The organism is Opitutaceae bacterium, from assembly GCA_015075305.1.
Taxonomy (GTDB): Bacteria; Verrucomicrobiota; Verrucomicrobiia; order Opitutales; family Opitutaceae; genus UBA6669.
In genome coordinates, this window is the sequence record JABTUS010000002.1 from 242006 (window position 1) to 260466 (window position 18461).

Consider the following 18461-nt stretch of genomic DNA (forward strand, 5'->3'; position numbering starts at 1 on the left):
CTGTTTAAGTTCTGTGTATGCCCTTCAAGACGATCAGTGTCGACCTGGAAGCCTATCGCGCGTTGAAATCCGCCAAGTTGTCCGGTCGGGAATCCTTTTCCGCGGTCATCAAGCGTGTGGTCGAGCCGCCGCCGGCGGCGAACCTTGCCGCCCTTCTGGGACAGCTGCAGGAAATCGCCGGCAAGGGCGTCTTCACCGCGGCCGAGCGGGCCGAACTCCGGCGACGTCAACAGCAGCCGCTTCGCTCCCGCCCGCGCGCAAAGCGACCCGTCCATGCTTCTTGATTCGAGCTACCTGATCGATCTGGAAGAGGAGATTGCCGGGCGGAAGTTCGGCCCGGCCATGGCTTTCGCTCATGCTCACCGCCGTTTCGCCCCGCGCATCAGTATCATCACGCTCGGCGAACTCGCCGCCGGAGCGGCTGACGAAGCCGGCACCCGCCGCTTCCTGGCGCGCTACCGTGTGATCACGCTAAAGCCGGAGATCGGCTACCTGGCGGGTCGGCTGGAGCGCGCGCTCGCCGCAAAGGGCCAGCGGCTCGGGGAGAATGACAACTGGATCGCCGCGACCGCCCTGTACTACGGCGAGCCCATCGTCACGAACGACAACGATTTTTCACGAATAGTGCGTGCCGGGCTCCCACTCAAGCTGCTGCATTACTGAACGCGCGACCTTGATCCATCAGATCGCGAAAGCCGGATGCGACCTCCATCTCAAGCGAAGATTGCGATTCAGGGATCTCGTCAGTTCGATCACAAATCAAGCCATGACGTCTTTTGGCGCCCCCGACGCAAGGAATCCGGAAAGGAGAAATGTCGATCGCAGCGCCCGCATTTCAGTCCATGGCATCGCCATGGGATCCGCTCACTCGTCAAGCTCGACGTTCCAGTAGGCGAGGTCCAGAAAGTCCTTCCAGCGCTCGCGTTCGCGGTTGCCCAGGACGAACGATATGACCGGGCGCCACTTCGGGCGGACAGGTTTGCGGACAAGGCGCATGTGCGCCTCGTGAGGCAGCCGGTTGGCCTTGCGGGAATTGCAGCGCACGCACGAACAGACGATGTTCTCCCAGGTCGTCTTGCCGCCACGGTCCCGCGGAATCACATGGTCGAGGTTCAGCTCTTCGCGCGGGAAAACCCTGCCGCAGTACTGGCAGTGATTCCTGTCGCGCTCGAAGACATTGTTGCGCGTGAGCTTCAGTTCCTTGCAGGGAAGCTTGTCGAAATAGGTCAGCAGGATCACCCGAGGCAGTCGGATCGTCGTCCGAGGCGTGCGTACCGTGTCCATCTCGGTCAGCGGCGGATTCGACTGCGAGAAATCCACCCAATCCATCAGATTGAACACCCGAAAATCATCAATGTGGTGATGGACCACGCTCGCATGCCCGCGCGCCAGCAGCGCAAATGCCCGACGCGCACCAATCACATTGACCGCCTGCCACAGGCGGTTCAACACCAGCACGGATTGATCGAGCACAGCATCCATACGGATCTCTGCGGTATCGGGCGGGACATGCCATGTCAAGGCGCGGACCCCGCGGTGCCGCCAGACCTATTGCTTCCTCGCAGCGTCAAGGCGCGAGGCGTAGGCCGAGATTCCATCGACGATGCCGACCGCGATTTCGGAGCGATAATCCGCCGAACTGATTTTCCTGGCCTCATTGGCATTGGAAAGGTAGCCCGCCTCAAAGAGGACGCCCGGACAATTGACAAGCGTCAGCACCTTGAACCTCGCAAACTTGAGCCCGCGGTCGAACGTGCCGAGCTTCTCCCTGGTCTGTCGATGCATCGAGTATCCGAGCACTGCATTCCACGGATCCATGGCATTCCCCGGAAGTGAAATACTGTCCGCCGTTTCACGCTTCGTCGCACCCGTCGAGCGCTGGGTGCGACGCGTCAGAATATAGGTCTCCGTTCCCGCGATGGACTCCTGGGGAAACGAGTTGAAATGGATCGATACAAAGAGATCGGCCTTCGCGCGATTCGCGATGTCCGCGCGATCTTCGAGCTCGATGAAACGGTCGTCCGTGCGCGTCATGACCACCCGGTAGCCCTGCCCCTGGAGGAGTCGCTGGACGCGCTGAGCCACATCCAGGGTCATGCGTTTTTCCTCCAGCTTGAGAGACTTGTTCTGCGTGCCGGTGTCGTTGCCACCGTGTCCCGCGTCAACACATATGACCTTGAGTTTTGGCGTGGGGGAGGCGATTCCAGCCGGACGCAGTATCGGGCCAAGAAGTTCGCGCGCATCGATGGCGCCTATCCAGAGCGATCCCCTTGAACTCACAACGGGCTCGCCGAGAAACACCCTCAGATTGTTGATCGTCATCTCGCGGCGATCCTCCTCGACCTGGATCTTCGTAAAGGCACTTTCCAACCTGAGGCTTTTTCCCGGCTTCAGCCACGCGGGTGTCAGCCCAAAGCGGGCCGCCCATGGCGCAAGTTCGATGTAGCCGGCACCCATGAAGGTCTTCACAGGCATGCCGTCCACTGATGCAGGGGATGCTGTGGGTCGACTGCGCGCAGCGGCCGCCGCCCGGACCGTTCCGCTCACCAATGCAGCACCGGCTGCAAATGACAGGAATAGCCGCGCAAAAAACAAACGGAGCATGCCTCGGGCCGAGGCGTCAATCGTCGTCCGTGTCGGAATCAGAACGGGAACCCGCATCATCGATCGGCTCTTCATCGGGCTCGATCGCATACTTCCGCTTGCGCTTGTTCGGCGGATGCGGCGTGAGCATCACATTGATCTGCTTTCCCAGCAGCCGGGGTTCACTGTCGGCGTGCCCCATGCCGCTGAGTTCGGCCAGCGCATTGCTGATGACCTGGAATCCGATCTCCGTGTGCGCGAGCTCGCGACCGCGGAACTTCAGGCGCAGCTTCACCTTGTTGCCCTTGTCGAGAAACTCCTCCGCATGGCGGATCTTCGTATGGAAGTCATTCGCCGCGATGCGCGCCGAAAACTCTATCTCCTTGAGCTTGCTCGCGGTCGACTTGACGTGGCTGACCTTTTTCTGCTCCTCGTACACATACTTGCCGAAATCCATGATCCGGCAAACCGGGGGAACCGCGTTCGGCGCCACTTCCACAAGGTCGAGGTTGAACTGCTGCGCCAGCGCCAGCGCCTTGTCGGTCTGCATGATCCCCAACTGGGTGCCTTCCGGAGAGATCACACGGATCTGCGGAACTTTGATACGCTGATTGCGACGGATGCTCGCAAACGGGTCGACATTGCGACGCTTGTAATAGCTCGAGCGATTGCCACCGCTCGACGGAAAGGAATTTGCCATCAATTAAAGGAGGTTCTTAGTATAGGTCCCAAAGGTCATCACGTGGCGGAATGGTTAAGACAACTTCAATCTCGCCGGGTGTCGCTTTCATCTCTCCGTCCATGCGGGCGACAAGCTTGGGTGGCTCAATAGACAGGCATAGGTCTTTTCGCCGCGGATTGATCATAAATCGCTTATCGCTAGTTTGTTAGAAAAATCGATCGCGCATCGCAACTGCGATTTTGACGCATTTCCACGAATCCCTGCTTGTTACACCTCAGGAAAATGACCGACCGTCGAGGACTGTCGCCAGAAAAGTTCCGACGATGGGGCATCACTCCGTCGCAGGGCTCATGGCAGAATCCCATTCAAACACTGAAGCTTTCTCCGCAAGAGCAACTGGCCTTGGCGTTGGGATTTGAGAATTTGAAGCCTCCGCCAACCATCTGGTGGGAGTAGTCGAGAAGGGTTCCCTTCAGGTAAAGTGCGGTTTTCGCATCGACCAGTACCTGGGCTCCTGCGGACTCGACCAGGATGTCGCCGCGTTTGGGCTCCGCGACGAATCGAAGTTTGTAGCTCAGCCCGTTGCATCCGCCGCCAGTGATGGCGATCCGCAAAAAACCGCCTTTAGCCTCGCGCAGGCTCAGCGAGATCGCCTTTCTGCCCGCGCTCTCGGTCAGTCGGACAAGGTTCTCGTTTCCCCTGCGCACGCCATCTCCGGTACCCATCGGCGAGGAAAGGGTGACGGGACTGGCGGATTCTGCCTGAGAACCAGGAGACATGGCGCAACGCAAGCGCAGGATTGGCTTCGGTGCAAGCGCTGCATCCCTGTGGGCGCGTTCGAACACCCATGCAAAGTCCCGTTGGATCGCCCCTACAGGGCTCGCCTCAATGGCTGATCAAAATACCCAAGGCGCTGCCTTGGGCTGCCATGGACTGCGCCGTTGGCGCGCTGATCCGGCCCACCCAAGGCGCTGCCTTGGGCTGCCATGGGTTGCGCCGCTGGCGTGTTTCCGAAGCCCCGAAGGGGCGCAACATCCCCAGCCCATGGCAACGCCATGGGTCACAGGTGAACCAAGATGGAGAGCCCTGAAGGGGCGGCCCACTTGCGCCACCGCCCTACACAATACGATCGATCATCTCCGCACCGCGCCTGAACGCATCCAGATTGGCGAGGAAATGCGCAACCATGGCCTCATATTCATCGCGGCGACCGCCCGCTATGTGCGGTGTGATGTGGCAGTTCGGCGCTTCCCGGAGCGGATGCGACGCTGGCAGCGGTTCGGGATCCGTCACATCCAGGTACGCGCCCGCAAGCCTGCCGCTGTGCAACGCCTCGGCAAGCGCAGCCTGATCCACCGTGGTGCCGCGACCGATGTTGTAGAAAAAGGCCCCCGGCTTGAACGCAGCCAGCCGCCGCGCATTGACGTAGTTGCGCGTGGAGTCGTTCTCGGGCAGAAGGTTGACGACGTGGTCCATCTCCTGAAGCAGCGCGGTCAGTTGCTCCTCGGGTATCACCGTCAGCCCGCGCTCGCTCCTCACCTGGCGGCGCACCGCATGGAGTTTCACGTGAAGCGGCGCCAGGAGCTCCGCCAGCCGCCTGCCAATCGCTCCATAGCCAAGGAACAGCACCTTCTGCCCGGTCAGCAGCATCGTGCCATGCCGGCGCTCCGCGTAGTTCCAGGCGCGGCCGTTGATCTGGTCAAGCTGCGCGGGCAGGAGCTGGCGCGAAAATGCAAGGATCATCGCCAGCGCATGCTGCGCGCAGGGATCGGCAAACACCGACGACATGTTCGTGAGGATCGACCCGCGCTCTCGAAAGGCCTCCATGAACGCGGGATTGTCGAAACGCGTGTAACCCGCGCTGGTCAGCGCGACCCATTTCAGCCTGTCGTGTTTGAGGCACGACTCAACCGCGGGCTGCCCGAGGACGATGTCCGCATCGGCAGGCGCATCGTCATGCCGGACCGGAGACCGCCCCGGTGTCGTCGTTCGCTCCGCGATGACCAGCGTGTGATCGCTGAGGCCTTCGCGCAGCATTCGCGTGGCGGATTCCGAAAGGGACGTGTTTGACCAGATCGTGAGCTTCATGCGGGAAATGCAGGAGGCCTACTCGTTCTCAGTGAATTCGCAGAGGGCATGCACGCGCAGGCCTCCCGCGCGAAGCCGCCTCGATCCACCGAGCTCCGGCAGATCTATTATGGCGGCGACGCCCACCACTTCGCCGTGGAGAACCTGAAACAGTTTCGCCGCCGCCATGAGCGTGCCACCCGTGGCGATGAGATCGTCCACGATCAGTATCCTGTCCCCGGGCCTGCACGCATCGGCATGAATCTCCACCGCGGCCGTGCCGTATTCGAGGTCATAGTCCTCTGAAACAGTCTTGTACGGCAGCTTGCCCTTCTTGCGCACGAGCACAAACGGCTTGTGCAACTGGTACGCCAGTGCGCCGCCAATGATGAATCCCCGCGCATCGACCGCAGCGATGAGATCCACGTTCAAACGCGTGCAGTCGAGCGAGAACGCCTCCACCATCACGCGAAACGCCTCCGGATCGTGGAACAGGGTTGTCACATCACGAAAATTCACCCCGACCTTGGGCCAGTCGCGCACCGTGCGAATGCGAGGCTTGAGGTAGGAGTTGAAGTCGTACGAGTTCATGCCGGAAGAAAATCCATGACGCCTTCGACACCGCTCCGGAGCAAGCGTGGAGTGAAATCTCAGACAACAGCGGACTGCGACCGGCCGCACTTCAGCGATCGGGCCGGCGCATGCTGAAAACGTCGCGCGTACGCGTGTAGCTTTCACCCCCCATGCGCCCGATTGCGTCAAGCTTCGCCGCATCGACATGGCCATGCTCATCGAGGATCGCATCGTCGATGTGGGCGAGGCGTATCAACCCAAAAACGACATTGGCTGCCAGCGGCCCCTCCCCCAGGCGCACGATGGAATGCAGCGCGCATTCAAAGGATACCGGCGCGAGCGCAACTCGCGGAGGTCGGATGGTCACGCTGGGCGCCGCCTCGATCCCAAACGCATCGAACTCACTCTCGCCATGCGGCAGGAGCGAGGCCGAGGCGTTCATCTTCTCCGCAAGTGCAAAGGAGCAGATGGAAACGACAAACTCCGGCACCTCCTCAATGTTGCGCACCGTGTCTTTCTTCGTTCCATCCTTCTTGTTCACGGGAACGACCATCAATGTCGGCGGGTTTGCCGTGACACCCTGAAAAAACGAAAAGGGCGCGAGATTGGACCGACCTTCCTTCGAAATGGTCGACACCCAGGCGATTGGACGCGGGAGAATCGTCGATACCATCCATTGATAGGCATGACGCGGCTCAAGCCGCGTGAAATCGAGATGCATGTCGGCGTTCAATTGAGCAAGGTCGGCACCTTCGCGCGAGAGTTTACGGTGTTCCGGTTTGTCCAGCCCGGGAAACCAGCCTCCGAACGCCGCACGTAACCCTCGCAGATACAAGTGCGTCTCATGAATGAAACTGAAGAATCGGTTCGGCGTTTATCCAGTAACTACGATTTTTGCGCAATCCCGGCGCAAATCAGTCATGCAATCAAAATGCATAAATTCCGTTTCATCACATCCGTCCTTCCTCCGCTATTCGACAATAAATTGAAACCATGTTCCGCTTTGGGGTGTATCCGCAATATGCTCAATTCCGATTGATGACCGCCGGCAATTTATCGATAATACAATCATCCCCGCATCATTGTCCGCTCACGTTATGAACAATATGAAACCGCGCTTTCCTGCGTGTGCATTGGTTTTCATCGCCTGTCTTGTGATCGTTCCCCTGGTCCCTGGTGCCCAGTTCGGTCAGCGCCTCATCAACATTTCCACCCGCGCCAGGGTCGGCACCGGTGACGCCAACGCGCTGATTGCCGGCTTCATCATCAGCCCCGGCACATCCAAGCAGGTTCTCATTCGCGCCTCGGGCCCGAGCCTGACGCAGGCCAGCATTGGTCTGCCCAGCTCACTGGTCCTCGCGAATCCACGTATCGAGGTCTACAATGGCGATTCGATCAAGATTTTCGAGAACGACAACTGGAAGGTTTCCAGCGGTGGCTCGCTCGCCACTGCGGCGGACTTCAGCTCAGTCGGTGCCTTTCCTTTCACAAGCGACAATGACTCGGCTCTGCTTGCCACCCTTGCTGCGGGCAGCTATACGGTGAAGGTTACGAGCGCCAACGCCGGAACCGGACTGGCCCTCGTCGAGGTTTACGATGTCTCGGGGGCCTCCGAGCTCATCAATCTTTCGTCGCGCGCGGAGGTTCAAACCGGCGCAAACATCGTCATTTCCGGCATCGTCGTTGCACCCGGCTCCGGTACCCGCCGGGTACTGTTCCGCGCGATCGGGCCGACTCTGGCCAATTTCAACGTACCCAATCCTCTGGCCAATCCCACGATGGCCATTCTCAACGGTTCGGGCGTGCAGATCGCCGGCAACGACAACTGGGGCTCCAGCGGAAACACCTCCTCGCTCGCCACAACCTTCGCGTCCGTCGGTGCCTTCGCTCTCGCCAGCACCAGCAGCCTCGATTCGGCCCTGATCGTCGATCTCGCGCCAGGATCCTACACGATACAGGTGAGTGGGGTGGGCGGAACCAGCGGTGTCGCACTGGTCGAGGCCTATGACCTAACTCCCTCTTCGCTGCCACTTGTCAGCGTGCTCGCCTCCAAGCCCTCGACCGATACAGCCGGGGCGAGCCCGGGTGTGTTCACCATCTCCCGCACGGGATCGACCACGGACCCGATGACCGTCTACTACACGCTGTCAGGCTCCGCAGTGTCCGGGGTCGACTACATCAATGTGCCGGGATCGGTCACGATTCCCGCTGGCGCGAGCAGCGCAACCGTCGAGATAAAGCCGTATGCAACCACGCAATCAACGACAGTCAGCAAGTCCGTCGCGCTCACAGTCGCCTACAACCCGGCGTACGGTTCCGCCGCAAACAATTCGGCGATCGTCTCGATCTTCTACAACCCCGGCAGTCTCTACGTGTCCACACTTCGGCCGTCAGCGGCTGCCACAGATTCGGTTGGTTATGGCAGCTCCTCCATCCAGCTGAGCTCTGACCAGACCTTTGCCCTGGTCAATCTCAGCTTTTCCGCGCTTTCCTCGCCGCAGACCGTCGCCTACCTGAGACTCGGCAATCTTGGCGACAGTGGAGCCGCCTACCTGTTCCGGATTCCCAGCGGGCAGGCATCAGGAGTGCGGTGGGACATACGCGACAGCGGGCAGTATAGTGCCGCCGAACTCGTTCAAGCCCTCAAGGAAGGCCGGATATTTGTCAGCGTTGAATCCGTAAGCTATCCATCCGGCGAACTCGCGGGCACCTACCTGAAGAGTTCCGGAACAATGGCTTTCACCCCGCCGGAGGACCCGCCGATCATAAGCCTTGTCAATCCGACACCCCAGGAAGCCGCACGCTTTCTATCACAGGCCAGCTTCGGCGCGACCCAGGCGGCAATTGATGAAGTAGTCTCCAAGGGCTATCAGGCGTGGATCACCGATCAGGTGAACATGCCGGCCGCATCCCATCGCGCGGCTGTTGCCGCGGACTTTGCCGCCAACAACGCAGGCGGTCAGGATCGCGATCCCAATACGAACCTCTTCCGCCGTGCCGGGCAATCGCACCGCCTGAACACTTGGTGGAAGTTTGCGCTCCAAGGCGGCGACCAGCTCCGCCAGCGGGTGGCTTTCGCCCTGTCGCAGATCATGGTGATCTCCGATCAAAACGGCACTGTGAACGCCTGGCAGGAGGGTGCTGCAAACTACTACGACATCCTCGCAAAAAATGCGTTCGGCAATTTTCGCCAGCTCCTGCAGGACGTCACGCTCAACCCGATGATGGGAATCTACCTGACCTATCTGCGAAACCAGAAGGCCAGCGGCGCCAGTCTGCCCGATGAGAATTACGCACGCGAGGTCATGCAGCTCTTCACCATCGGCCTCGTGCAGCTGAATCCCGATGGAACCCTCCGGTTGGATGCCCAGGGTCTGCCTATTCCCACCTATGACCAGACCACCATTTCAGAAACCGCAAAGGTCTTCACGGGATGGGGCTTTGCCCAGAACTATTCGGCAAGGCCCAGCTTCACGGGAGGCGGAGGCGCGGGCTCCCCGGCAAACGGCACGGACTACATTGATCCGCTGCGACTCTTCCCCGCCTCGCACGAGGACGGTCCGAAAACAATCGTCGGCGGCAGGGTGATTCCCGCGGGGCAGGGCGGACTGAAGGACCTCAATGACATGCTCGACACCCTGTTCAATCATCCGAACACCGGGCCCTTTGTCTCCCGTCAGCTCATTCAGCGCCTCGTCACCGCCAATCCGAGCCCCGCCTACGTCTATCGCGTTGCGCAGAAGTTCGCTGACAATGGAGCCGGCGTCCGGGGGGATCTCGGTGCTGTCGTTCGCGCGATCCTCACCGACTTCGAGGCACGCTCGCCCGAGGCTTCGGCGGTCAGCTCCTTCGGCAAGCTGAAGGAGCCCATTCTGCGCACCGCCGCCCTCTTCCGCGCGCTGGGTGGTGCCACCAACACGGGGCGATATGTGATCACCAATTCCGATGCGCAGACATCCCAGCAGCCGTTGAGCGCCCCCACGGTGTTCAATTTCTTCGAACCCTACTACGTCCAGCCCGGTGCGCTTGCCGCGGCGGGTCTCTACGCTCCCGAGTTTCAGATCTTCACGTCAACGACCGCGATAACCACAACCAACTACCTCTACGGCTTTCTGTATGCCAACAAACCCGCGAGCATGGACAACAGCACGACCGTCTACATGAACCTGGACAGTCTTCTTCCGCTCGCGACAACGCCCCAGGCTCTGGTGGACAGGCTGGATCTGCTCCTGACCGGCGCCGCAAGCAGCGATAGAACCCGGACAAGGATAGTGACCGCGCTCAACGCTATGCCATCCAACACCAGTGCGACGGAAAAGGTCCGCAGCGCCGCTTATCTGCTCATCTCGACGCCTGACGGTGCCATCCAACCGTAAACATCCCGCTTCAATCATGAATCGCTCACCATTCCCCTCGCCCGTCGATCCTTCCCGCAGAAAATTCCTCGGGGCCTGCTGCGCCGCCGTCAGCGCAACCGGCATGCTCTCCGCGCTCGCGCAGCTTCGCGTCCTCGGCGCGCTCGCGCAGCCTGGCAACGGTCCGCAGGTACCCGGCATGTCGGCAGCGGAGGACTTCAAGGCGCTCGTATGCCTCTTCCTCGCGGGAGGCAACGATTCCAACAATGTCGTCATTCCCACCGACTCCACCGGTTATGCGGCTTATGCGGCTTCGCGCACCGCTCTCGCCCTTCCGAATGGCGTCGCCCTCCCAATCGCAAACACGGCGGGTGACGGGCGGAACTGGGGCCTGCATCCTGCGATGACCGGGGTTCATTCAATCTATTCCGCTGGCAAGGCCGCCGTGCTCGCCAATGTCGGCACCCTGCTCTATCCGACCACTAAGGCGCAGTACTCCGCGCGTTCAGTGCCGCTGCCGCCCCAGCTTTTCTCCCACAATGACCAGCAGGTCGAGTGGCAGAGCAGTCTGCCCGACAAGGCCTTCGCCTCCGGATGGGGTGGACGGCTCGCCGACCTCACCAACGCCTTCAACCAGAACCCCACCATCTCAATGTCGATCACCCTGAATGGACAAAATTCCTTTCAGGTCGGGCGCAATATCGCGCAATATTCGGTCTCCCCCACAGGCGCTGTCGCCCTGAGCGGCTCAGCGGATCCATCCGGGACCTCCGTCGCAGCCATTCGAACAAAGGCGATGAACGACATCTTGAACTCCCCCTCGGCCAACCTTTTCGAAACGGCATTTGCGGGAATGACGACTGACGCCATCGCCGACAGCGGACTGCTTGCAAGCATTCTCAGCTCCGCCTCCGCCGGCTCAAACTCCGCCTTTCCCACCAATTACAATCTCTTCCCCACCTCCAGCCTGGGCCAGCAGCTCCGCACGATTGCAAGGCTCATCTCAGCCCGCTCCCAACTCGGCCTCAAGCGACAGATCTTCTTCGCCCGCATCGGCGGATGGGATCTGCATGACACCCAGGTGACCGCCGGTGCCACCGCGACCGGTGCACACGCCAACCTGCTCACGGATGTCTCCAACTCCCTGAAGGCCTTCTACGACGCCACCGTCGAGATGGGACTCTCCGATTCAGTCACCACCTTCACCGCCTCGGATTTCGGTCGCACGTACAACACCAACGGCGACGGCTCCGATCACGGGTGGGGCAGCCACCACATCATTGTCGGCGGCGCGGTCAAGGGCGGCAACATCTACGGGCGCATGCCGGATCTCACCCTGCGCGGCGTGCAGGACACCGGTTCCCGCGGACAGTGGATCCCGACCACCAGCGTTGACGAATACAGCGCCACGCTGGCCCGCTGGTTCGGCGTCAGCGCCACCGATCTGCCGATAGTTCTCCCGAACGCCGGCCGCTTCGCCCACCAGAACGTCGCCTTCCTCTGAGTTCCATTCGGCTCCGCGGGTTTGATTCACATCCTGTCGCATTTTCCAGCGGTCAACGCATTCAACGCCTTGGCCCGCTGACTGACCCTCCATGGGCTGGATTTTCCATGGCGAATATCCGACTGTCGCAACCCGATCTGTTCCACCCATGAGAAACCGTCGTGTCATTTATGCCGCCGTCCTCCTGATAGCCGCGATCGGAATCTGGTACCTTGGCCAGCCGGAGAAACCCACGCCCGCTGCGCCACCGGTTCCCACAAAGGCTCCCGTCTTCCCGACGCAATCGCCGGCGGCAATAGCGAACCTTCCAGCCGATTCCATCCCTCGTGTCGCGGAGGGGGCGGCGTCAACCGAGGACGCAACCTTTGAGGGAATCGGCAAGCTCAATGCTCCCGGCAGGACGATCCACGATGACCTTCAGCTCCTCAGCGATTTGTTCGCATCCTGGCGGACCACCTATCCGCACAGCGGCAATCCTGTCGGCAGCAATGCGGAGATCACCCGGGCGCTCACCGGCGAAAACACATTCCATCTCGCCATGATCCCGAAACGGCACCCCGCGATAAACTCCAACGGAGAGCTCGTCGATCGATGGGGAACCCCTTTCTTCTTTCACCAGTTGAGCGGCACGCGCATGGAGATCAGATCCGCCGGCCCCGACCACAGACTCTACACGGCCGACGACACCGTCTTGTCGCCGGACCCCGTGCCGTGACCGTCAATCACGAAGTGGGAGCAAGCGTTTCCGCGACAGGAACGCGATAGGCCTTCATCGCGGGCACGAGGCCGCCCAGCGCGCACAGCCCTATCAGCGCGAGCGGTGCAATCCATAGAATCGGCGCGCCGGACGAAACATCAATCACGACTCCGGTCTGACTGCGGATCACACCGGCAACAGCCGTCAAAAGTCCAAAGTAGAACGCAAAGCCGGCAATCGCGCCGATAGCTCCGATCGCCGCAGCCTCGCCAACAACCGCTGCGAGAATGGTGCGTCGGTGCGCACCCAGGGACCTCAGGATCGCCACGTCGCGGCGGCGCGCGCTCATCGATGCATAGATGCTCGCCAGCACGCTTCCCGCGGCCACCAGCGCCACCAGATAGGCCACCAGCGCCAGCACCCGGTCGAACCATCCGATCTTGCCGAACAGGTCCGCAATGATCGCCGCCACCGGATACGCAAGCGTCAGCCGGTTGCCCTGCTTGTTGTACATCATGTCCATCATCAGTCCCGCCGTCGGCGTGCGAAACTGAATCAACACCGCACTGACATCGGTCGAGAACTTCGCGTCATGCCCGGACATGGTCTGAATTCCGGATATCGGTATCCAGATCACCTTGTCGGCGGGCGTGTTTGTGGGGGCAAGCACCCCCGTGACCGTGAATACATCCTCATGTTGCGCATTGGCCGCAAACACCAGGCCGTGGTACGGCTTGAACGTGGCCCCGACTTTGAGCCCCAGCTTGTCGGCGACAAAGCTTCCCACCACCGCCTCTCGGGCCGAACCCGCGAACAGCCGGCCGCCGCCCTCGATGCGATACTTCCGGCCCTTCGCGTACTCAACCTTCGTGAAGAGATCCTCGATAGTTCCCACGACCCGAAACCCAAGATAGTTGTCGCCCAGCGCGAGCGGAATGGCCGCCTTCACCCGAGGATCCCGCCGGATCTGCTCGTAATCCGCCGCACTCACGTTTCCAGGCGAGGCCTCCAGGTGAAAGATGCTGTTCAGCACTATCTGGAGTTTCGATCCCCTCGCACCCAGCACGGCATCGAATCCCGTGCTCGTCTCAAGGAACGCCTTCTGGGACTGCGTCTTCACCATCCAGACCACCATCAGAAGCCCTGTCGCAAGTGCGATGCTGGTCGCCGTCACAAGCGTCGACAAGGCGTGCTGGCGAAGGCTGCGATAGATGATCAGGGGGAGCGTCACGACACGATCTCAGTTTGCCCGCTGCGCCGACCGCAGCGCCGCCGGGCGGTTGATGTCCGAAAACGACTGGACGCTGCCAAAGGCCGCGAGAACGTGTTCGTCATGGCTCACAACGAGAAGCGCTGCACCGGCTTCACTACAGGCCTCGCGTATGAGCGCCAGCGCTTCGGTGCCATGCCTGCGATCGAGATTGCCCGTCGGTTCGTCCGCCAGCACCAGCCTCGGTCGGTTGGCGAGCGCGCGCGCCACCGCGACACGCTGCTGCTGCCCCGTCGACAACTGGCGGGGAAAATGCGAGAGGCGATGCCCAAGGCCCACCCGTTCCAGCAGCTCACGTGCACGCGCCCGGTCTGCCCCGGCACCGAAACTCATCCCCAATATGACATTTTCCAGGACAGTATACCCCTGCAGCAGATTGAACGTCTGGAAGATATACCCGATCTTCTCCGCCCGCAGCCGGTCGCGCCGCGCCTCGCTCAGGGCAGTGACAACCGTCCCATCGAGTTCAATCCTACCTTCATCCGCCGCAAGAATTCCGGCGATCAAATGCAGGAACGTCGTTTTTCCGGAGCCACTTTCACCACGCAGCGCAACCTGCTCTCCGGCGGAAAGCGCGAATTGATGCACCCTCACGATCTCCACCATGGCGCCAGCCGCCTCGGGGGATCTGAAACGTTTGCAGAGATCCGTGATTCGCAGCACGTCAGACAGAAATCACTCGGAAGCCTTTTCGCCAGCCCTGGCGCTCTTTCTCGCCGGGCGACGAACACCCGGACCAGCGGCTCGCGCACTGCGCGCTGCCTTGGCCGGTTTCATGTTTACCGAAAGCACTTCATCCTTCTTCCCACGGGAAATCCAAATGGACTCGCCTTCAATTTCGATGGCATCCGACTTCTCCGTTCCATCGGCAGGGACGGCCAGGCCAAGGCTCGACAGCGACTGGAGCAGCTTGTCCGGCGCCTGGCTTATTGCCTCGGCCAGCAGGCTCACCTCACCCGTCGCGATGCTGCTGCGCGGCTTGGTTTTCAACAGTGGCCGGATCAAGGCAATGACGCCGGCCTGCCCAGCGGAATCCGCGGGCGTTTCCTTTCCACCCGCATCCGCCACACGTGACGATTCGTCGCGTGCAAGCGCTTCAGCCGGTGGATCGGATGGCTTTTCGTCAGCCTGCGTCGATTCCGCTGTGGTCGGAATTTCAGCTGCTCCAGTGGATGTCTCGGGAGCAGCGGCGGCAGTATCCGAGGCGGGCGATGCGGCCGGTTCAGCGGCATGCGGCTGCGAAACTTCGCCTCCGGCTCTGCTGTCGCGGTGGCGCTTCTCCCGTCCGTTGATCCAAAGTCCTCCCCGGTTGTCCTTGTTTATCCAAAAGGTCCAGCTTCCCGCATCGATGTACGCAGCCTTGTCATTCGAGCGCTCGGGTATGACAAAACCAACCGTCGCCAGGGCGGCGGCAAGCTCCGCATCCGACTGATCGAGCGCGCGCGACAGGAAACCCACGCTGCCGGAAACTCCGGGACCCCGGCGATTGCGGCGCATGTGCGGGCGGAGTTTCGCGAGAAGCTCCTCCCCGCCAGGCAGGATCGTGGGGTTTGCGGCTGCGGGCGCCGCCTTTGTCTGGCCACGATCCCTCTCCCTGCGCTGATCGTTGTCATTGCGCTGCGCGGGCGAAGCCGGCCTTTCCTCAACTGCAACATCTGCTGCCACGGGATCCGCCTCACTTGCGGAAGATTCGGATGCCGAGACACTCGAATCGTCGGCCATCGCCTTGTCCCCCTTGCGATGGCGGCCCTCCCGACGGCCTTCGCGCGGAGCATCCTCGGACTTTTCCGGCGCGGCAAAAGGCTCTCCCTTGACCGCTCGAAAAACAGGGCGCGGCTTTTCCTTGGTATTGATGAATAGCTGGTGATGCCGGTTCACGTTCACCCAGTAGAGATCGCCATCGTACTCGATGTAGGCGGGATCGTCATCCTCGTCCTCGGGAATTGAAAAGCCGCACTCCTTGAGGGCCGTCACGATATCGCCGGGCGACTGGTCGATCTTGTTGGCAAGGTAGTCGACCGCCAGCGAAAGACCGGGACCTCTCTGATTCCGGCGCATGTAGGGGCGGATGTAATCGAAGAAGGTCGGCAGTTCATCCTCCGCATCGAGCGCGACCTCGTCCATTTCATCGGAATCCGCGAGCGCTTCGGGATCCTGATCCCGATCGGTATCCCTCAACCGTCGCAATCCATCCTCGGGCGCGGCGGTATCGGCAACCAGCGAGGATGGCTTGTCCTCGACGGGCGCGCCCGACTGTGCCGCCTGGAACTTCGCGGCAAATTCCGCACGCAGTTTCTCCGCCTCCGCTTTTGCAGCCGCCGCAGCCGCATCCTGAAGCGTCCAGTCGCGCTGCGTTGTTCGCCGCGCAAGTCCCTGGAAGGCGAGTGGATTTTCAGGACTCGTGATGAAAGCAATGATCTCCCACTCGTCCTTTCCGAGCTGGTTGAGATGTGATTCGAGCAGTGACGGGCTTCCAAAGCCTCCTTTTCCGCTGCCGATGATCTTGTATTCCCAAAGGGCCATAGAGTGTCGTACTATCTTTTGTTGCCGCTGTCCGCCAAGCCATCCCAAATGCAGGCGAGATTAACGAGCCTATTTTCTCAACCCTCCATTTCAATCATGCCTTCTCCCACAAGACTTGCCCTCGTTTATGGATGTGCATTGGCGATACTGACGCCGGTAATCCGCGCTGAAATTGCGCTTCCAGCGCCTGCCGACGAAAGGGTTGCAACAACGCAGATACGTGTGGTGCCCGATCGCCTTGGATGGACCTACAAGACCGGCGAACCCGCAAAATTCAGGGTCACCGCAGTCTGGGATCAGCAACCCTTGGAACAGCTTGCGATTCACTACAAGGTCGGCCCAGAGATGATGGAGGTCCCCGAAAAAACAGCCGTGGTTCCGGCCGAAGGCCTCACCATCGATGGAGGCACGCTTCAATCGCCAGGTTTCATCCGCTGCATCATAACCGCAGTGGTCGGCGGGAAAAGCTACCGCAGTGTCGCCACAGCGGCCTTCAGCCCGGAAAAAATCACTCCAACGCAGGCCAATCCACCGGATTTCGAGACCTTCTGGAATGCTCAGAAGGAAATGCTCGCGGCCATTCCCATCGATCCGGTGCTGACGCTTCAACCGGATCTCTGCACTTCAAAGGTTGATGTCTATCAACTGAACCTGCAATCGGCGGGTCCCTCGGGCAACTCCACAAGCCGGATCTACGGCATGCTCTGCGTGCCGAAGGCCGAAGGCACCTTCCCCGCCGTCCTCAATGTACCGGGCGCCGGCATTCGCCCCTACCGCGGCCTGGTCGAACTTGCCGAGCGCGGCATAATCACCCTGCAGATCGGCATTCACGGCATCCCGGTCAACCTGCCCCCCGACGTGTACACCGGGCTCGGGCGCGGTCCGCTCAACAACTACTTCGCGATCAATCTGGACCAGCGCGACAGCTATTTCTACCGGCGCGTCTACCTCGGCTGCCTTCGCTCCAATGACTACCTCGTGTCCCATCCCAAATGGAACCGGAAGCAGCTCATCGTCATGGGCGGAAGCCAGGGCGGACAGCTCTCCATCGTCACCGCAAGCCTCGATCCAAGAGTCACCGCTCTCGCCGCCAACTATCCCGCCTACTGCGATGTCACCGGCTACCTGCACGGCCGCGCGGGCGGCTGGCCCCACATGATGCGCGCCACCCCGCAGGGTCCCTCGCCGCACGCCACCGATCTCAAGATCGCGACAACATCGTATTACGATGCGGTCAACTTCGCGCGCCGACTCAAGGTGCCGGGCTACTACTCCTGGGGATACAATGACGAAACCTGCCCGCCCACCTCGATGTTCGCCGCCTACAATGTCATTCAGGCTCCAAAGTTCCTCCTGCTCGCACTTGAAATGCCCCACAGCGCGAATCCCGAGCAGAATGCCAGAATCGAAGCCTGGGTCGTGGCGCAGGCCGGCATCCGCTGAACATCACAAAATCCTTGGGCGCCGTGATGCGTCGCATCGATCAACTGCTAAGCAGCCTCGGTTACTGCTCGAGGCGGAGTGCGCGCGAGTTTCTCAGGGATCATGAGGTGACTGCAAATGGCGCGCGGCTCGGGGATTCCTCACTGAAGGTGAATCCCTCCGAAATCCGGATCGATGGCGAGCCGCTCGACCATCCCGACGGCATCCTCCTCATGCTCAACAAACCGCTCGGACTGGTTTGCTCGCACGATTCGAAAGACGGCCCCACAGTCTACTCCCTCCTGCCCGAACGATGGCGGAATCGGTCCCCTCAGCTGACGACCATCGGACGGCTCGACAAGGAGACTTCCGGCCTCCTGCTCATCACCGACAACGGTCCGCTGGTTCACCGGCTCACCTCCCCGCGCCATCACGTCCTCAAGCGCTACCGCGCCCGAGTTGACGGACTTCTCCCGGTCACACTGGTCGACGTCTTCAGCAGCGGAAAGCTCATGCTCGATGGCGAAAGCAAACCCTGCGCCCCCGCGCATCTCGAAATTGTCAGCGCGCATGAGGCGCTGCTCGAGCTGACCGAAGGCCGCTATCACCAAGTTCGACGCATGTTCGCTTCGCAGGGTCTCACGGTTCTTTCACTGCACCGCGAAGGTCTTGGCGGCCTGACGCTCGACAATCTCGCACCGGGCGAATGGCGCGAGATTTCCTCATCGCTTTTCGACTGACTCTCAATTGCTGCGCTCGTCGCGAGTCACAGCGCTGTGCTTGTC

The 18461-nt window shown here is 61.0% G+C and carries 17 protein-coding genes; 7 read left to right on the top strand and 10 right to left on the bottom strand.

Features of this window, described 5'->3' with window-relative positions:
• Positions 1 to 17 precede the first annotated feature (17 nt).
• Positions 18 to 284, top strand: coding sequence for a hypothetical protein (locus HS122_05435; GenBank protein ID MBE7537836.1), 267 nt, complete (start codon positions 18 to 20; stop codon positions 282 to 284).
• A complete protein-coding gene (locus tag HS122_05440) occupies positions 274 to 663 on the top strand; it encodes a type II toxin-antitoxin system VapC family toxin (protein MBE7537837.1) in 390 nt (129 codons plus the stop codon). Before HS122_05435 ends, HS122_05440 begins: the two co-directional genes overlap by 11 nt.
• A 201-nt stretch (positions 664 to 864) precedes the next feature.
• On the opposite strand, the gene HS122_05445 is transcribed toward HS122_05440, so the two are convergent.
• The 7 genes from HS122_05445 to HS122_05475 all read right to left on the bottom strand — a co-directional run bounded on the left by HS122_05445 (position 865) and on the right by HS122_05475 (position 6626).
• Positions 865 to 1482: an HNH endonuclease gene (locus tag HS122_05445; protein MBE7537838.1), complete on the bottom strand. Its 618-nt coding sequence runs from the start codon at positions 1480 to 1482 to the stop codon at positions 865 to 867.
• Between the two features lie 66 nt (positions 1483 to 1548).
• Positions 1549 to 2475 (bottom strand): N-acetylmuramoyl-L-alanine amidase, encoded by a 927-nt coding sequence (locus tag HS122_05450; protein MBE7537839.1) that lies wholly within the window; start codon positions 2473 to 2475, stop codon positions 1549 to 1551.
• A gap of 145 nt (positions 2476 to 2620) precedes the next feature.
• Positions 2621 to 3283, bottom strand: a complete 663-nt coding sequence (locus tag HS122_05455) for a translation initiation factor IF-3 (GenBank protein MBE7537840.1) — start codon at positions 3281 to 3283, stop codon at positions 2621 to 2623.
• 347 nt (positions 3284 to 3630) lie between these two features.
• On the bottom strand, positions 3631 to 4044 hold the full coding sequence (locus HS122_05460; protein ID MBE7537841.1) for an iron-sulfur cluster assembly accessory protein: 414 nt from the start codon (positions 4042 to 4044) through the stop codon (positions 3631 to 3633).
• A gap of 337 nt (positions 4045 to 4381) precedes the next feature.
• Positions 4382 to 5353, bottom strand: coding sequence for a D-2-hydroxyacid dehydrogenase (locus HS122_05465; protein ID MBE7537842.1), 972 nt, complete (start codon positions 5351 to 5353; stop codon positions 4382 to 4384).
• An 18-nt stretch (positions 5354 to 5371) separates the two neighbouring features.
• Positions 5372 to 5923 (bottom strand): adenine phosphoribosyltransferase, encoded by a 552-nt coding sequence (locus tag HS122_05470; protein MBE7537843.1) that lies wholly within the window; start codon positions 5921 to 5923, stop codon positions 5372 to 5374.
• A 91-nt stretch (positions 5924 to 6014) separates the two neighbouring features.
• Positions 6015 to 6626 carry a flavin reductase family protein gene (locus HS122_05475; GenBank protein ID MBE7537844.1) on the bottom strand — a complete coding sequence of 204 codons (612 nt, stop codon included), beginning with the start codon at positions 6624 to 6626 and terminating at the stop codon, positions 6015 to 6017.
• A gap of 385 nt (positions 6627 to 7011) precedes the next feature.
• Between HS122_05475 and HS122_05480 the strand changes: the two genes are divergently transcribed.
• The 3 genes from HS122_05480 to HS122_05490 all read left to right on the top strand — a co-directional run bounded on the left by HS122_05480 (position 7012) and on the right by HS122_05490 (position 12479).
• On the top strand, positions 7012 to 10281 hold the full coding sequence (locus tag HS122_05480; protein MBE7537845.1) for a DUF1800 family protein: 3270 nt from the start codon (positions 7012 to 7014) through the stop codon (positions 10279 to 10281).
• A 16-nt stretch (positions 10282 to 10297) separates the two neighbouring features.
• Complete coding sequence (locus tag HS122_05485; GenBank protein ID MBE7537846.1) at positions 10298 to 11764, top strand: DUF1501 domain-containing protein; 1467 nt, start codon at positions 10298 to 10300, stop codon at positions 11762 to 11764.
• Positions 11765 to 11912: 148 nt separating this feature from the next.
• Complete coding sequence (locus tag HS122_05490) at positions 11913 to 12479, top strand: hypothetical protein (GenBank protein ID MBE7537847.1); 567 nt, start codon at positions 11913 to 11915, stop codon at positions 12477 to 12479.
• A 7-nt stretch (positions 12480 to 12486) separates the two neighbouring features.
• Here HS122_05490 and HS122_05495 read toward each other — a convergent pair whose 3' ends face one another.
• The 3 genes from HS122_05495 to HS122_05505 all read right to left on the bottom strand — a co-directional run bounded on the left by HS122_05495 (position 12487) and on the right by HS122_05505 (position 16254).
• A complete protein-coding gene (locus HS122_05495) occupies positions 12487 to 13692 on the bottom strand; it encodes an ABC transporter permease (protein MBE7537848.1) in 1206 nt (401 codons plus the stop codon).
• Between the two features lie 9 nt (positions 13693 to 13701).
• Positions 13702 to 14337 carry an ABC transporter ATP-binding protein gene (locus tag HS122_05500; GenBank protein MBE7537849.1) on the bottom strand — a complete coding sequence of 212 codons (636 nt, stop codon included), beginning with the start codon at positions 14335 to 14337 and terminating at the stop codon, positions 13702 to 13704.
• Between the two features lie 69 nt (positions 14338 to 14406).
• Positions 14407 to 16254, bottom strand: a complete 1848-nt coding sequence (locus HS122_05505; GenBank protein ID MBE7537850.1) for a hypothetical protein — start codon at positions 16252 to 16254, stop codon at positions 14407 to 14409.
• Positions 16255 to 16302: 48 nt separating this feature from the next.
• Between HS122_05505 and HS122_05510 the strand changes: the two genes are divergently transcribed.
• Together HS122_05510 and HS122_05515 are read left to right on the top strand one after the other, a co-directional pair.
• Complete coding sequence (locus HS122_05510; protein ID MBE7537851.1) at positions 16303 to 17697, top strand: acetylxylan esterase; 1395 nt, start codon at positions 16303 to 16305, stop codon at positions 17695 to 17697.
• 26 nt (positions 17698 to 17723) lie between these two features.
• Positions 17724 to 18416 (top strand): rRNA pseudouridine synthase, encoded by a 693-nt coding sequence (locus HS122_05515; GenBank protein ID MBE7537852.1) that lies wholly within the window; start codon positions 17724 to 17726, stop codon positions 18414 to 18416.
• Positions 18417 to 18461 lie beyond the last annotated feature (45 nt).

What these genes read in the sequence shown, in the direction of transcription:
- HS122_05510 (MBE7537851.1), top strand. Translation starts at nt 16,303, where the DNA reads ATGCAGGCGAGATTAACGAGCCTATTTTCTCAACCCTCCATTTCAATC.
- HS122_05515 (MBE7537852.1), top strand. Translation starts at nt 17,724, where the DNA reads ATGCGTCGCATCGATCAACTGCTAAGCAGCCTCGGTTACTGCTCGAGG.
- HS122_05435 (MBE7537836.1), top strand. Translation starts at nt 18, where the DNA reads ATGCCCTTCAAGACGATCAGTGTCGACCTGGAAGCCTATCGCGCGTTG.
- HS122_05500 (MBE7537849.1), bottom strand. Translation starts at nt 14,337, where the DNA reads ATGGTGGAGATCGTGAGGGTGCATCAATTCGCGCTTTCCGCCGGAGAG.
- HS122_05450 (MBE7537839.1), bottom strand. Translation starts at nt 2,475, where the DNA reads ATGCCTGTGAAGACCTTCATGGGTGCCGGCTACATCGAACTTGCGCCA.
- HS122_05470 (MBE7537843.1), bottom strand. Translation starts at nt 5,923, where the DNA reads ATGAACTCGTACGACTTCAACTCCTACCTCAAGCCTCGCATTCGCACG.
- HS122_05445 (MBE7537838.1), bottom strand. Translation starts at nt 1,482, where the DNA reads ATGGATGCTGTGCTCGATCAATCCGTGCTGGTGTTGAACCGCCTGTGG.
- HS122_05455 (MBE7537840.1), bottom strand. Translation starts at nt 3,283, where the DNA reads ATGGCAAATTCCTTTCCGTCGAGCGGTGGCAATCGCTCGAGCTATTAC.
- HS122_05440 (MBE7537837.1), top strand. Translation starts at nt 274, where the DNA reads ATGCTTCTTGATTCGAGCTACCTGATCGATCTGGAAGAGGAGATTGCC.
- HS122_05480 (MBE7537845.1), top strand. Translation starts at nt 7,012, where the DNA reads ATGAAACCGCGCTTTCCTGCGTGTGCATTGGTTTTCATCGCCTGTCTT.
- HS122_05485 (MBE7537846.1), top strand. Translation starts at nt 10,298, where the DNA reads ATGAATCGCTCACCATTCCCCTCGCCCGTCGATCCTTCCCGCAGAAAA.
- HS122_05465 (MBE7537842.1), bottom strand. Translation starts at nt 5,353, where the DNA reads ATGAAGCTCACGATCTGGTCAAACACGTCCCTTTCGGAATCCGCCACG.
- HS122_05475 (MBE7537844.1), bottom strand. Translation starts at nt 6,626, where the DNA reads ATGCATCTCGATTTCACGCGGCTTGAGCCGCGTCATGCCTATCAATGG.
- HS122_05490 (MBE7537847.1), top strand. Translation starts at nt 11,913, where the DNA reads ATGAGAAACCGTCGTGTCATTTATGCCGCCGTCCTCCTGATAGCCGCG.
- HS122_05505 (MBE7537850.1), bottom strand. Translation starts at nt 16,254, where the DNA reads ATGGCCCTTTGGGAATACAAGATCATCGGCAGCGGAAAAGGAGGCTTT.
- HS122_05460 (MBE7537841.1), bottom strand. Translation starts at nt 4,044, where the DNA reads ATGTCTCCTGGTTCTCAGGCAGAATCCGCCAGTCCCGTCACCCTTTCC.